The organism is Pseudoneobacillus rhizosphaerae (assembly GCF_917563885.1).
GTDB classification, from domain to species: Bacteria; Bacillota; Bacilli; order Bacillales; family Cytobacillaceae; genus Pseudoneobacillus; species Pseudoneobacillus rhizosphaerae.
This window is the reverse complement of record NZ_CAKJTG010000009.1, coordinates 13266-27713: the sequence shown is the minus strand read 5'-3', so window position 1 is coordinate 27713 and position 14448 is coordinate 13266. Positions and strand designations below refer to the sequence as shown.

Here is a 14448-nt window from a genome sequence, read left to right as displayed (position 1 = left end):
CAAAGGAATGATGGATATCAATAAACTATATGATCTAGCAACATTTGCTGGAGGTTGTTTTTGGTGTATGGTAAAACCATTTGATGAACAGCCTGGAATAATTAAAGTCACCTCAGGATATACAGGAGGAGAAACAGAAAATCCGACTTATCAGGAGGTATGTTCAGAGCGTACCGGTCATTATGAAGCCGTTCAAATCACGTTTGATTCGTCTATTTATCCATATGAAAAGCTTCTCGAACTTTATTGGCAACAGATAGACCCAACAGATCCAGGTGGTCAATTTTATGATCGAGGAAAATCGTATCAAACCGCTATTTTTTATCACAGTGAAGAACAAAAGAAGGTAGCTGTGCAATCAAAACAAGCCTTACAACAAAGTGGAAAATTTTTAAAACCAATAGTGACAGAAATTCTGCCAGCTAAAGTGTTTTATGAGGCAGAGGATTACCATCAACACTATTACAAAAAGAACCCACAGCATTATAACCGATACCAGGTTGGGTCAGGAAGGGCAGCATTTATAGATAATCATTGGGGGAGAGAGAATGACAAATAAAGATCTAAACACTTTAAAAAAACAGCTAACACCTATTCAATATGAGGTAACGCAAAATAATGGTACTGAACCTCCATTTCGTAACGAGTACTGGAACGAAACTCGAGAAGGGATTTATGTGGAGATTGTTTCAGGAAAACCTTTATTCAGTTCAAAGGATAAATTTGATGCTGGTTGTGGCTGGCCAAGTTTCACAAAGCCATTGGAGGAAGAAGAAATTATTGAAAAAACTGATTTAACCCATATGATGGTTCGTACGGAAGTTAGAAGTACTTCAGCAGATTCACACCTTGGTCATGTCTTTAATGATGGCCCAGATCCAACGGGCTTACGTTATTGCATTAATTCAGCAGCACTTCGATTTATTCCAGTAGATAAGCTCGAGGCTGAGGGATATGGTAAATGGGTTAAGCTCTTTAAGTAAGACATATAGAAAAAACCGGTCGTTTGTTCACGACCGGTTTTTTCTATTTACTCGTCATACCTCCAGAAAGAATGAATTTCATTGCTTCTTCTGGTTTGACGTCAATAATTTCAACACTTTCTTTTGGCACAAGCACAGTAAAACCTGCCACTTGAAAGGTTTGTGGTATGTAGACAGCTACACAATGTCCTAGTGGCTCATAAAAATGCTGTAAATCCTCTGAGGTTAAAAATCCTACGCTCTTCATATCGGACCCAGGATGAGAGATTAGTACGACCTTGGAGAAGGATTTTTTTTCACCGAGAAAGGAATGTACTGTATCTTTGATAACTGAATAAATCGTTTTAACACCTGGAATTTTTTCTAATAATCGATCAATGAGTTTGAATAAGGTTCCCGTGATGAATTTTGTGGAAAGCCATCCAAGAACAGTAATGAGTATTAAGGTTAGAAGAAGACCAATGCCAGGAATGTAGGATTCTTTTAAATAAGGTTTTAATGTGTTTCCAAGAATTCCATCCAAAAACATGAAAATTTTATATACTACATAAATAACAAGTAAAATCGGGACAATGGTTAATATTCCATTAATAAAATTTTTGATTAACCTTTTCATATATTTCACACCTTTAGATTTTTTTAGCTATCTATTTATTGTAGCTTAAAAGGGTTGGCTCTTAAAGGATAATACTAAATGAATAGAAAATATATATTACTGAAAATGTAAGTTGAAATTAAAATATCGAACGATTAGTAAGATTCCGTTCATAATGTTCGTATTTTTATTGACCCCTTTGCTATTTTCTGATATATTTACCAATGGAAATAGCGGAATGCAATTAAGGGGGAATTTCAATGAATACAAATTATGATGTTATTGTAGTAGGTGCTGGTCCAGCCGGTATTTTTACTTGCTATGAATTAACCTTAAAAATGCCTAAAGCGAAGGTGCTATTAATAGATAAGGGTCATGACATTTATAAAAGAAATTGCCCAATTCTTCAAAAAAAAATTGATAAATGTCCTCCTGCAGCTGGACGAAAGGAATTTGCAGGTTGTTTACCTGCTTGTTCAATTACTAATGGGTTTGGTGGAGCAGGGGCATATTCTGATGGTAAATTTAATATTACAAGTGAATTTGGAGGTTGGATGACAGATTATTTATCCAATTCCGAAGTCATTGAACTTATAAAATATGTTGATCAAATTAATTTGGATCATGGAGCAACCAAAAGTATTACAGATCCCTTAACGGATGAAGTAAAAGATATTGAACGAAGAGGGTATGCAGCAGGATTAAAGCTTTTACGTGCGCAAGTGAGACATTTAGGAACAGAACAAAATCTACAAATTTTACAAAGTATCTTTGAATATTTAAAAGATAAAGTAGATATGGTTTTCAAAAAAGAAGTAGAAGATATTATTACAGAAAAATCATCTGACGGTTTACAAATAAAAGGAATCTTATTAAAAAATGATCAAAAGGTATTTGCTGAAAAGGTCGTGATTACTCCTGGTCGTGATGGCTCGAAATGGTTGGGTGATTTGTTTAGATCACGTCGTTTACGTATGCAAAACAATCAAGTCGACATCGGTGTAAGGGTCGAAACCTCAAATGTGGTCATGCAGGAAATTAACGAGCATTTATATGAAGGTAAATTTGTCTTTAATACTTCAGTCGGGACGCGTGTTAGAACGTTCTGTAGTAATCCTTCAGGGCATGTAGTAGTAGAGAACCATTCTGGTATTATGCTAGCTAATGGACATGCCTATAAAGATCCGAAATTAGGTAGCCCGAATACCAATTTCGCCTTGCTCGTATCACATACCTTCTCGGAACCGTTTGATCGTCCAAATGAGTATGCACATGAGATTTCTAGATTAGCAAATAGCTTGTCTAATGGAGGACTTATTGTGCAAAAATATGGTGATATACTAAAAGGTAGAAGGTCAACTGTCAACCGAATTAAGGAAGGCTTTATCGAGCCAACGATGAAGGAAGCGGTACCAGGAGATTTAGGGTTAGTTTTACCATATAATACTTTAAAAAGTTTAATTGAGATGACGGAGGCATTAAATCATGTAACCCCTGGAATAGCATCCGAACACACATTATTTTATGGTGTAGAGGCAAAATTCTATTCGGCTAGACCAATCTTAAATGATCGTTTTGAATCAGAAATCGATGGATTGTATGTTGGTGGAGATGGTGCGGGTATTACAAGAGGACTTGCTCAAGCAGGTGCTTGTGGTGTCTGGATTGCTCGAGATATTGTTCGAAAATCTGCAGAAGAAGTGCAAAAAGAGGAAGTTTATATTTAATCATTTACTACTGAATCAACATTTTGTTGGTTCGGTTTTTTTGTGCCCGTGAGCAGAAAAAAATGTGGAAAGCGGTACCAAAAGAGCTCCATTTGAACCCATCAGCGCTCATATTCCAAGCAAGTGGTCTCAAGAAAGTAGCCAAAGCTTCTACTTAATGAGAACTTTCACTTATTTCTAACCTTTCGAGAAAGTATTATCACTATAATTCATATAATCTACTATATTGTCCATTTTGAGATGGGGTGTAATAGTGGAGGAATCCTATTTAATAAAACCGATGTTAGATGCGAATTATCCTGTTATTGACTACGGGAAAGGGGTCTATTTGTACGACCTTGATGGAAAAAAATATTTAGATGCCTCCTCAGGTGCAGTCACGGCCAATATTGGCCATGGGGTAGAGGAGATTATTGAAGCAATGAATGCCCAGGCAAAACGAGTATCATTTGTCTATCGTTCTCAATTTACGAGTGAAGCAGCTGAAAAACTTGCTGCTAAAATAGCTGAAATGACAATGGGTGACTTAAATTGGAGTTTTTTCGTGAATAGTGGCTCGGAAGCAACCGAGACCGCCATGAAAATTGCCATCCAATATTGGCAAGAGAAAGGGATAAAAACGAAAACGAAGGTGCTCTCACGTTGGGTAAGTTACCACGGGATTACATTAGGAGCTCTGTCCTTATCAGGGCATGCGGGGCGACGGGCAAGATTTATCCCCCTTCTTCAGGATTTTCCGGTTATCCATCCACCTTATTGTTACCGTTGCCCTTACAATCTCGAGGCTCCGGGATGCGAATACTTATGTGCAGGAGAATTAGAAACAGTCATCAATCGGGTTGGAGCCAATAATATTGCTGCTTTTATTGCTGAACCAGTAATTGGAGCCGCGGGTGCAGCAATAGCCCCTCCTCAAGGTTATTTTCATAAAATTAAAGAAATATGTGAACGAAATGAAATCCTTTTTATAGCAGATGAAGTTATGACAGGCTTTGGTCGTACCGGTAAAGTACTATCCATGGAACATTGGGGAGTTATTCCAGATATTGTTGCTTTAGGTAAAGGGATGGGGGCTGGTTATGCATCTATTGCTGCAGCCTTAGTTAGTGATCATGTGATGGAGCCCATTCTTAATGGTTCAAAGATCGTGATGAGTGGTCACACCTTAAGTGCCAATCCGCAAACCTGCGCCGTGTCACTGGCTGTTTTAGAATACTTAGAAAAAAATGAGATTATCAAGGAAGTAGAGTCAAAGGGGTATTATCTACGTAATCAGCTAGAAAAGTTAAAAAATGAATTTGAAATAATCGGAGACATCCGTGGGAAAGGTCTTCTTCTCGGAATAGAATTTGTCCAAAATCGGGAGCGAAAAGTACCATTTCCACGGAACATGCAGCTCACCAAAGAATTAGTTGAATTAGCACAAAGGAATGGCTTATTAATTTATCCTGCCGGTGCAGGTATAGATGGGATTCATGGGGATGCAGTAATTATTTCACCACCATTGACAATTACAAAACGAGAAATGGAAGAATTAACACGACTGTTAAGAAAGACATTACAAGATTTTATTGAGGCCAATCTGACAAACCAAGGCGAGGTATAGGAATGGAAAAGTTGTTTGGAAAATTAACCAATTTAGAAAAGGTAATGCCCTTTTTCCATGATGGAATGTCCCTTATGTTTGGAGGTTTTGGGGGTGTTGGATCTCCTCCATCGCTAATCGATGCCATCATTGAAAAAAATGTGAAAGAGTTAGTATTAATTGGAAATGATACTGGTTTTCCTCATATTGGAATAGGGAAGATCGTTAGTCTAGGTCGTGCCAAAAAGGTGATCGCCTCCCATATTGGATCCAATCCTGTAGCTGGAAAATTAATGAATGAGGGGAAAATGGAAGTAGAATTTTCACCTCAAGGCATCTTAGCTGAAAGAATTCGAGCTGGTGGGGTAGGACTTGGAGCTATCTTAGCCGATATAGGCATGGACAATGAAATGGTGTCAGCTGGCAAACCACGTTTCATCTTAAATAATAAGGAATATTTAATTGAAACAGCATTAACTGCAGAAGTTTCCATCGTATTTGCAAAAAAAGCAGACCCGTATGGAAATTTAATTTATGACAAAAGTGCTAGAAATACGAATCCATTAGTAGCGATGGCAGGAGATATTACGATTGCAGAAGTAGAAGAAATCGTTCCATTAGGAAGTTTGAATCCGGATGAAATCATGACACCAGGGGTATTTGTCGATTATGTCATTCCATCTAAAGGAGTGAATTGGAAATGGGCATGGGAATAGATATTCGCAATCGAATGGCAAAAAGGGCTTCAGAAGAGATTCAAAATGGGATGGTGGTGAATCTAGGGATTGGTATTCCATCCCTAGTACCTAATCATCTTCCAAGTCATCTAAATGTGATGTTCCATGCTGAAAACGGAATTGTGGGCATGGGCCAAAGTCCGGAGCTGGGGGAAGAGGATGAAAATTTGTGTAACGCAGGTGGATTCCCTGTGACTATACGAGATGGGGCCTCATACTGTGACAGTGCAGTCGCCTTCGGGATGATTAGGCGTGGAAGAATTGATGTCACGATTCTAGGAGCACTACAAGTTAGTCAGTATGGTGATTTAGCCAATTGGATTGTCCCAGGAAAAAAAGTTCCTGGAATGGGTGGTGCGATGGAGCTCGCCCAAAAAGCTAAAAAGGTCATTGTCGTGATGAACCATTTTGATAAAAATGGAAGCTCGAAAATTGTATCCAGGTGTACGCTACCCTTAACATCTGCTAAATGTGTAGACATGATTATTACTGAATTAGGGGTGTTTGAGGTGACTACCACTGGGTTAGTACTAACCGAAGTATTTCTACCCAACACCATCCAAGAGGTTACAAAACTGACCGGATGTGAAGTTAAAGTCACCGAATCCATCAGAAAAATAGAATACTAGCTGATACTCTTTAACCCTTTAAAGCAACCGGGGACAGTCCCGCTGCGCTTTAGAGTGCTAAAGAATCCATAAGGAGTGGGGCGCCTATGATGCAAAAGTTATTGGTGAGGGAATGGTTGAAGGATAATCGTGCTCGAGGGGCGAGGTTGCTTCAAAAGCTTGTTCAAGAGGATAGTACAAGAGGGAAAGAGAGTATTGCACAGGCGATTGTAATTGAAAAATGTCGTCAACTAGGTTTAGAGCTTGATATTTGGGAGATTGGTCAAGCTTCCCTATTTGAGCATCCAGCTTTTTTTTCAGATCGAAAGGACTTTAAAGGAAATCCGAATCTGGTTGCCGTTTTAAAAGGGGAAGGTGGCGGTAAATCGATAATATTAAACGGGCATATTGATGTCGTCCCACCAGGCGACTATCAAACATGGAAGGATGATCCGTTTAGTGGACATATCCAAGGTGGAAGGCTGTTCGGAAGAGGAACAACGGATATGAAGGGTGGAAATGTTGCCTTATTATTTGCGATGGAATCGTTGATCGCCAATAAAATCAAATTAAAGGGCGATGTCATTTTTCAAAGTGTCATTGAAGAAGAAAGTGGCGGAGCAGGAACACTTGCAGCAGTCCTTAGGGGGTATAAGGCAGATGGTGCCATCATTCCCGAACCTACTAATATGAAATTGTTTCCGAAGCAACAGGGATCGATGTGGTTCCGGATCTCTGTCAAAGGAAAAGGGGCACATGGTGGTACGAGATATGAAGGAGTAAGTGCCATTGAAAAAATGATGCTAGTCATTCAGAGTTTACTTCAATTAGAGAAAGATAGAAATGCTCGAATATCGGATCCCTTATATAAATCGATTCCTATCCCCATTCCTATCAATATAGGTAAAATTCAAAGTGGTGAATGGCCTTCCTCTGTCCCAGATATTGCTACAATAGAAGGAAGAATGGGCGTGGCACCTGATGAAATTATGGAAAATGCTCAAAAGGATATGGAAGATTGTCTTAAAGCTCTATGCCAACAAGATAGCTGGTTTAAGGAGCATTCACCAACCATCGAATGGTTTGGTGGAAGATGGCTGCCTGGTAGTGTAGAAAATGACCATCCATTAATGGAATGTCTCACTCAAGGTTTCATAGAAGTTAAACATCAGCCACCTATTATTGAAGCATCTCCATGGGGTACAGATGGAGGTATATTATCCAGTGTAAGTAATACCCCAGTAGTCGTATTTGGTCCGGGTGTGACCGAGGTAGCCCATCACTCGAATGAATATATCGTGTTAGAGGATATGTTTGCAGCAGCTGAAATTATTGCCTATTGTCTTCTAGATTGGTGCGGAGTAGCGGAATAGACGAAAGGGTGTTGTTAAATGGCATATATACAACTGAAAACTGAAATTCCTGGCCCGAAAGCAAAGGAACTATTGGAACGGAAAGAAATGAGTGTTCCGAGAGGTCCGTTTAATACAATCAAAACATTTGCTGTAAAAGGGGATGGAGCCCTTCTCACAGATGTTGATGGCAATACATTTCTTGATTTCGCGGGGGCTATTGGTTCATTAAATACCGGTCATTGCCCAAAACGTGTGGTTGATGCACTGCATAAGCAAATTGATAGCTATTTACACCCTTGCTTCCATGTAATGATGTATGAGCCTTATGTTCAGCTTGCAGAGAAATTAAATGAGATCACACCAGGGGACCATCCTAAAAAGACGTTTTTCTTAAATAGTGGCGCAGAGGCTGTAGAAAATGCTGTTAAAATTGCAAGAAAGTATACAGGTAGGAAGGCGATTATATCTTTTGAAAGAGGTTTTCACGGAAGAACGTATATGGCAATGAGCTTAACAAGTAAGGTTAAGCCCTATAAATATGAATTTGGACCATTTGTTCCTGATACGTATAAATGGCCATTTCCTTACTATTACCGAGGTGATGGCTTAACAGCTGAACAGCAAGATCATCAATTGCTAAAAAAATTCGAGACATTCTTCCTTAGTGAAGTACCTCCAGAAGAAGTTGCTGCCATTATTATGGAGCCAGTCCAAGGGGAAGGTGGCTTCGTCATTCCATCTAAACGATTTGTTCAAGGGGTAAAGGCACTTTGTGAGCAACACGGGATTCTTTTTATTGCGGATGAAGTACAAACAGGATTTGGTCGTACGGGTAAAATGTTTGCTTCAGAACATTTTGATGTGATACCAGATTTAATGACAATGTCCAAATCAATCGGAGCAGGTTTACCAATTAGTGCAGTAACTGGTCGAGCGGACATAATGGATTCAGCTAACATTGGTGAAATTGGTGGTACCTATGGTGGCAGCCCACTAGGCTGTGTGGCGGCTCTCGAGGTAATAAGAACGATTGAGGAAGAAGATTTAATAGAAAGAGCTAAGAGAATTGGAGAGATGTTTTTAGAAAAATTTCAGCCACTTCAAGCAAAATATGAGGAAATTGGCGATGTGCGTTCACTTGGTGCCATGTGTGCGATTGAATTCGTTGAAGATTCCTCTAGAAGGAATCCAAATAAAGCGTTAGTACAAGAAATTATTCAAGCAGCACATCAAAATGGATTAATCATTATGAGCGCCGGACTGTATGGAAACATTATTCGTTTGTTAACACCTTTAGTTGTTACAGATGAGCAACTGTCTGAAGGGTTAAATGTGTTAGAAAAGGTTATTTCTGAAAGCTGTAAGTAAATTTGTATAGGAGGGGTCAATCTGAAACAGCATTTATGGATTGATGGAAAAACAATAGAAACTAACTCATATTATGAGCTGAAAAGTCCTTATTCTGGAGAGAATCTTGCAGAAGTCTCTTTAGCTGAAGCAGAACACGTTCAATTGGCCATTTTAGCTGCAGAAAGAGCATTCATAAAATGGAAAGAAGCCCCTGCTTATTTTCGTGCAGAAATTTTAGAAAATGTAGTTTCTCTTTTAAAACAACAAAAGGAAGAATGTGCACGTATCATCGCCAAGGAAGCGGCTAAACCAATTAAAACAGCTAGAGCTGAGGTAGAAAGAACCATCATGACGTATTTATTTGCTGCCCAAGAAGCGAGAAGAATTCATGGCGAAACGATTCCCTTAGACGCTGCCCCAGGCGGGGAAAATCGCGTCACCTATACAATCAGAGAACCGATTGGGGTTATTGCAGCAATCACCCCGTTTAACTTTCCAATGAATTTAGTGGCACATAAAGTAGGACCTGCACTTGCAGCAGGAAATACGGTTGTCTTAAAACCTGCCAGTCAAACTCCCCTTTCTGCTTATAAAATGGCGGAGTTGTTTCACGAAGCAGGTTTGCCTTCTGGAGTGCTCAATGTAGTAACTGGCAGTGGCCAAATAGTTGGTGATGTGGTAATGAAAAACGACCGTATCAAAATGATTACTTTTACTGGTAGTCCGTCTGTAGGTAAATATATAAAAGAAAACGCAGGATTAAAGCGTGTTACACTTGAGTTAGGGTCCAATTCTGCTCTTATTATAGATGAAAAGACAAAGATAGACGCGATAATTCCTCGAGTCGTAACGGGGGCATTTAGCTTCCAAGGTCAAGTGTGTATTTCCATACAAAGAATCTATGTTCATCAATCACTTTTTCAATCATTTGTGGAAGCATTTGTACAAGAGACAGAGAAACTTAAAATCGGTGACCCGTTGGATGAAGAAACAGATCTTTCTGCTATGATTTCAAAAATGGATGTAAAGCGGGCAAAATCATGGGTTGAAGAAGCGGTTGCTAATGGGGCGAAAGTGGCATATGGTTCACAAGCTGGCGCAAGAATGATGAAACCTACTATTCTCTTAAATGTTCCACGAGAGGAAAAAATCTCCTGTCAGGAGGCATTTGCGCCAGTGGTGCATGTCAATTCGTTTGAGCAGTTCGAGGATGCAATTGATGAAGTTAATAATTCGGATTTTGGTTTACAAGCAGGTGTTTATACATCTAATCTTCCACATGCCTTTCAGGCGATTAAGCAATTAAACGTAGGGGGAGTTATGATTAATGATATTCCAACCTTCCGTGTAGACCATATGCCATACGGTGGAGTAAAGTTGAGCGGTATGGGACGTGAAGGAATTAAATATGCAATTGAAGAAATGACAGAAGTAAAGCTTGTAAGCTTTAAGTTATAATGTAATAAAGTAGAGGAGGGTATGACCATTAACAGGTCACCCTCTTTTTTAAAAGACGATAAGTTTACTAGAAATTAGAGGTGACAAAGAATGAACGAATCTGCAACACTGCTGGAAATAAATGAAGTGAATTTTTGGTTATTGGTTTATGATGACCCATTTAATAAACGAATTCGTATTGATGATTATTATGGGGGAATTGCACCCGTCATTGATTATGTAGAGAATCTTATGAAAGAAAAAAAGCGTGAAAAGCTTATTATCAAAGTTCGTAGTGAACACTTTAAGGAGTTTTTAGAGCGTGGATTTACTTGCGAAGCGATAATAGACCATTATTATCTCGGATCAACGATGTATTTTTTTACAAAGTATTTTGACCAAAAGAGAAATCAAAATGACCACTGGATTACGGAAGATCAAATATTAGGAAGCATAAATGGTATGGAAATTTCAACAGATACGTTACAGCCTCCAAATGAATATCATTTGAAAAAGGTTGATGCTACTGATGCTGAGAAGCTTGCCCTTTTATATCAAACGGTTTTCAAAATTTATCCAACCCCATTACATGATTCAGAATATATTAAAGAAACAATCGAGGATGGTACGATTTATTACGCTTTTTATTGCAATGGTGCCATTGTAAGTGCAGCCTCTGCAGAGGTCAACAGAATGTATCGAAATGCTGAATTAACCGATTGTGCAACCCTTACTGAACATCGAAAGCATGGCTTAATGAAAATATTGCTAAAAAAGTTAGAATTGGAGCTTTTTGATCAAGGAATCTATTGTTCCTATTCTATAGCACGCTCCTTATCATTTGGGATGAATGCGGTTTTGCATCAATTAGGGTATAGATATCGAGGTAGACTAAAAAACAATGTCTTTATTTACGATAAGCTTGAAAATATGAATGTTTGGGTAAAAAATTTAGCTGATACGCCAAATTTTCGGCAGTAAGATGACAATATTTCGGCACTTTCTCATATAAATAATATGGGTAGGTGATACTTTTGATAGTTCTTTCTGAAATGACAAACGAAGTGCTAGCTGCAATCCTAAAAAGTATTGATGAGGGGATTCACGTTATTAATACAGATGGAATCACGATTTTTTATAATGATGTTGCTGCAAAGCATGACGGCTTACAGCAAGATGAGGTATTGGGGAAGCCTTTGTTAGAGGTATATCCTTCCTTAAGTGAAGAAACAAGTACTTTGTATAAGGTTTTATTAAACAAAAAACCAATATTTAATCAACCTCAGACTTATTTGAACAAGTATAGCGTTAAGATTGAAACGATTAATACAACCTTACCAATCTTTGTGAAAAATGAATTCATTGGTGCTGTCGAAATAGCTAAGGATTATTCGAAAATGAAAATGCTAACAGAACGCCTTCTAGAGCTACAAAAGGGGCTAATTCAAAATCAAAATAAGAAGTCAAATCCTCAAAACACACAATACACGTTAGATGATTTGATTACTGAGGATGAAAATTTTATTAATCTTATCAAAAAAGCAAAAAAACTAGCAAAATCAAATTCTCCCATTCTCGTATATGGCGAAAGTGGGACAGGGAAAGAATTATTGATTCAAGGTATTCATCACGAATCCAAACGATCAAACGGCCCCTTTATCGCACAAAACTGTGCTGCTATCCCGGAGGCATTGTTAGAAAGCATTCTGTTCGGTACCGCAAAAGGTAGCTATACAGGTGCAGTAGATCGTCCAGGATTATTTGAACTAGCTCATGGAGGGACCCTTTTCTTAGATGAATTGCATACGATGCCAATTGAGTTGCAAGCAAAGCTATTAAGAGTGCTTGAAGATGGCATCGTCCGCAGAATCGGTGGTTCAAAAAGTGTTTCGGTGGATGTCCGGATTGTTGCTGCCATGAACGAGCATCCTAATGACGCATTGGAAGGTCAAAAATTAAGATTGGATTTATTTTATCGATTAAATGTATTAATGTTTGAGCTCTTACCTTTAAGGATTAGAAAAGTAGATATTTTACTTTTATCCAAACATTTCATCCAATACTTTAATACTCAATTGGGGAAAAAAATACAAGAAATGACAAGTGAAGTGGAAGAGTTGTTTTTACAATATCCTTGGCCAGGAAACGTCCGAGAACTTAAGCACAGTATTGAATATATGATGAATATGTGTGATGGTAATTTGCTTACACCGCAAGAATTACCGATATTATTTAAACAAACAATAGAGAAACATAAACTAGTTAATCAGAAGGTTGAAAGTCTATCTTTACGAAAAAATGTCCAAGAACTCGAGTCCAACTTAATTTCAAAAGCATTAACGATAAGTTCAGGAAATATTAATCAAGCCGCAAAACTGCTAGATATTCCAAGACAAACCTTACAATATAAACTTCAAAAATTTATCTCTCCTCCAACTGCCGAATAATTGGCAGTTTTTTTTTATCAGAGTGAATGTTTAGCTGAATTACCATCTTTCCCCCATATAGTTGCACAGGATTGAATCAAAATTCATACATTATCACAGCATTTTCTTATGAATTAGAGGATATTATGTTGTGGTTTGAATTTTGGCATAATTCTTGCAATAGAGAAAAGTAAAGTACAGGGAGGAATGTAATATGAAACAATCATTATATAAACCTGATCGCCAATGGAAGGACATAGAGCTGTGGAAGGATGTAACCGAAGAACAATGGAACGATTGGCTTTGGCAATTAACGAATACGATTCGAACAGTAGATGATTTGAAAAAAGTCATTAATCTTACTCCTGACGAGGAAGAAGGGGTAAGAATTTCAACGAAGACCATTCCGCTAAATATTACTCCTTATTATGCGTCATTGATGAATCCTGATGATCCGCGTTGTCCGATTCGGATGCAGTCTGTTCCCATTTCAAAAGAAATATATAAAACTAAATATGATTTAGAAGATCCCTTACATGAGGACGAGGATTCACCAGTCCCAGGCTTAACTCATCGCTATCCAGATCGTGTATTATTCCTAGTTACGAATCAATGTTCCATGTATTGTCGCTATTGCACTAGAAGACGCTTCTCTGGACAAATTGGCATGGGCGTTCCGAAGAAACAGCTTGATGCCGCAATCGAATACATTCGAAATACACCTGAAGTACGTGATGTGTTAATTTCAGGCGGGGATGGATTATTAATAAATGATAATATTTTAGAATATATCATAAAAAATCTTCGTGCCATCGATCATGTGGAAATTATTCGTATTGGAACAAGGGCACCAGTTGTGTTTCCACAACGAATTACGGAAAATCTTTGTAACATTCTAAAAAAATATCACCCAGTTTGGCTAAATACCCATTTTAATACATCAATTGAGATAACCGAGGATTCCAAAAAAGCATGTGAAATGTTAGCCAATGCAGGCGTACCAGTTGGGAATCAATCCGTTATATTAGCAGGAATAAATGACAGTGTTCCTATCATGAAGAAACTAATGCACGACTTAGTGAAGATAAGAGTAAGACCATACTATATTTATCAGTGCGATCTTTCTGAAGGAATTGGTCATTTCCGGGCACCTGTCTCAAAAGGACTTGAAATTATTGAGGGATTAAGAGGTCATACCTCAGGCTATGCCGTCCCAACCTTCGTTTGCGACGCTCCTGGTGGGGGTGGGAAGATAGCTCTACAACCTAATTATCTCATTTCACAGAGTCCTGAAAAAGTGGTACTGCGAAACTTTGAAGGGGTGATTACATCCTATCCTGAACCAGAGAATTACGTCCCTGGCCGTGCGGATGACTATTTCAAAGGAATCTACAATGATCATGAAAAGTATCAATCAAATGTAGGTATAGCTGCAGTTATGAACGACAGTAAATTCAACCTTATCCCAGAAGACCTGAACCGCTTAAATCGTAGACAGAAATATCAGGAGGATCAGTCACATTCCTCTTTGAAGGATAAACGGGAAAAGCGCGACGAGTTGAAGGAAAAGAAGTTCCAGGCACAGCAAAATAAAACTGTCGATAGCCAGGAAGTCCAAAAAGAAGGTTCAACTACCGTTGAATAG

Annotated in this window: 13 protein-coding genes; 12 read left to right on the top strand and 1 reads right to left on the bottom strand. The window is 38.4% G+C overall.

Annotation, left to right across the window (positions count from 1 at the left end; genetic code table 11):
* Nucleotides 1-10 precede the first annotated feature (10 nt).
* Both msrA and msrB read left to right on the top strand, forming a co-directional pair.
* Nucleotides 11-559 (top strand): peptide-methionine (S)-S-oxide reductase MsrA, encoded by a 549-nt coding sequence (gene msrA / locus LRP83_RS09345; protein WP_435531342.1) that lies wholly within the window; start codon nucleotides 11-13, stop codon nucleotides 557-559.
* Nucleotides 549-983, top strand: coding sequence for a peptide-methionine (R)-S-oxide reductase MsrB (msrB, locus tag LRP83_RS09340; protein ID WP_230496431.1), 435 nt, complete (start codon nucleotides 549-551; stop codon nucleotides 981-983). The genes msrA and msrB overlap by 11 nt, the downstream gene beginning before the upstream one ends.
* A gap of 43 nt (nucleotides 984-1026) precedes the next feature.
* Here the strand turns inward: msrB and LRP83_RS09335 are convergent, their stop codons facing one another.
* Nucleotides 1027-1599, bottom strand: a complete 573-nt coding sequence (locus tag LRP83_RS09335; protein WP_230496430.1) for a DUF502 domain-containing protein — start codon at nucleotides 1597-1599, stop codon at nucleotides 1027-1029.
* Nucleotides 1600-1838: 239 nt separating this feature from the next.
* Here LRP83_RS09335 and LRP83_RS09330 point away from each other — a divergent pair, with 239 nt between their 5' ends.
* From LRP83_RS09330 to kamA, 10 genes are all read left to right on the top strand, one after another.
* Complete coding sequence (locus LRP83_RS09330) at nucleotides 1839-3305, top strand: NAD(P)/FAD-dependent oxidoreductase (RefSeq protein WP_230496429.1); 1467 nt, start codon at nucleotides 1839-1841, stop codon at nucleotides 3303-3305.
* Nucleotides 3306-3558: 253 nt separating this feature from the next.
* Nucleotides 3559-4911 (top strand): aspartate aminotransferase family protein, encoded by a 1353-nt coding sequence (locus LRP83_RS09325; protein ID WP_230496622.1) that lies wholly within the window; start codon nucleotides 3559-3561, stop codon nucleotides 4909-4911.
* Between the two features lie 2 nt (nucleotides 4912-4913).
* Nucleotides 4914-5606, top strand: a complete 693-nt coding sequence (locus LRP83_RS09320; RefSeq protein ID WP_230496428.1) for a CoA transferase subunit A — start codon at nucleotides 4914-4916, stop codon at nucleotides 5604-5606.
* Nucleotides 5591-6256: a 3-oxoacid CoA-transferase subunit B gene (locus tag LRP83_RS09315; protein WP_230496427.1), complete on the top strand. Its 666-nt coding sequence runs from the start codon at nucleotides 5591-5593 to the stop codon at nucleotides 6254-6256. The genes LRP83_RS09320 and LRP83_RS09315 overlap by 16 nt, the downstream gene beginning before the upstream one ends.
* A gap of 86 nt (nucleotides 6257-6342) precedes the next feature.
* Nucleotides 6343-7608 carry a peptidase gene (locus LRP83_RS09310; RefSeq protein WP_230496426.1) on the top strand — a complete coding sequence of 422 codons (1266 nt, stop codon included), beginning with the start codon at nucleotides 6343-6345 and terminating at the stop codon, nucleotides 7606-7608.
* Nucleotides 7609-7626: 18 nt separating this feature from the next.
* Complete coding sequence (gene gabT / locus LRP83_RS09305; protein ID WP_230496425.1) at nucleotides 7627-8958, top strand: 4-aminobutyrate--2-oxoglutarate transaminase; 1332 nt, start codon at nucleotides 7627-7629, stop codon at nucleotides 8956-8958.
* A 21-nt stretch (nucleotides 8959-8979) separates the two neighbouring features.
* Nucleotides 8980-10398 (top strand): aldehyde dehydrogenase family protein, encoded by a 1419-nt coding sequence (locus LRP83_RS09300; protein ID WP_230496621.1) that lies wholly within the window; start codon nucleotides 8980-8982, stop codon nucleotides 10396-10398.
* Between the two features lie 90 nt (nucleotides 10399-10488).
* Nucleotides 10489-11358: a putative beta-lysine N-acetyltransferase gene (ablB, locus tag LRP83_RS09295; protein ID WP_230496424.1), complete on the top strand. Its 870-nt coding sequence runs from the start codon at nucleotides 10489-10491 to the stop codon at nucleotides 11356-11358.
* 71 nt (nucleotides 11359-11429) lie between these two features.
* Complete coding sequence (locus LRP83_RS09290; RefSeq protein WP_290369526.1) at nucleotides 11430-12824, top strand: sigma-54 interaction domain-containing protein; 1395 nt, start codon at nucleotides 11430-11432, stop codon at nucleotides 12822-12824.
* 193 nt (nucleotides 12825-13017) lie between these two features.
* Nucleotides 13018-14448, top strand: coding sequence for a lysine 2,3-aminomutase (gene kamA, locus LRP83_RS09285; protein WP_230496423.1), 1431 nt, complete (start codon nucleotides 13018-13020; stop codon nucleotides 14446-14448).

What these genes read in the sequence shown, in the direction of transcription:
- msrA (WP_435531342.1), top strand. Translation starts at nt 11, where the DNA reads ATGGATATCAATAAACTATATGATCTAGCAACATTTGCTGGAGGTTGT.
- msrB (WP_230496431.1), top strand. Translation starts at nt 549, where the DNA reads ATGACAAATAAAGATCTAAACACTTTAAAAAAACAGCTAACACCTATT.
- LRP83_RS09335 (WP_230496430.1), bottom strand. Translation starts at nt 1,599, where the DNA reads ATGAAAAGGTTAATCAAAAATTTTATTAATGGAATATTAACCATTGTC.
- LRP83_RS09330 (WP_230496429.1), top strand. Translation starts at nt 1,839, where the DNA reads ATGAATACAAATTATGATGTTATTGTAGTAGGTGCTGGTCCAGCCGGT.
- LRP83_RS09320 (WP_230496428.1), top strand. Translation starts at nt 4,914, where the DNA reads ATGGAAAAGTTGTTTGGAAAATTAACCAATTTAGAAAAGGTAATGCCC.
- LRP83_RS09315 (WP_230496427.1), top strand. Translation starts at nt 5,591, where the DNA reads ATGGGCATGGGAATAGATATTCGCAATCGAATGGCAAAAAGGGCTTCA.
- LRP83_RS09310 (WP_230496426.1), top strand. Translation starts at nt 6,343, where the DNA reads ATGATGCAAAAGTTATTGGTGAGGGAATGGTTGAAGGATAATCGTGCT.
- gabT (WP_230496425.1), top strand. Translation starts at nt 7,627, where the DNA reads ATGGCATATATACAACTGAAAACTGAAATTCCTGGCCCGAAAGCAAAG.
- ablB (WP_230496424.1), top strand. Translation starts at nt 10,489, where the DNA reads ATGAACGAATCTGCAACACTGCTGGAAATAAATGAAGTGAATTTTTGG.
- LRP83_RS09290 (WP_290369526.1), top strand. Translation starts at nt 11,430, where the DNA reads ATGACAAACGAAGTGCTAGCTGCAATCCTAAAAAGTATTGATGAGGGG.
- kamA (WP_230496423.1), top strand. Translation starts at nt 13,018, where the DNA reads ATGAAACAATCATTATATAAACCTGATCGCCAATGGAAGGACATAGAG.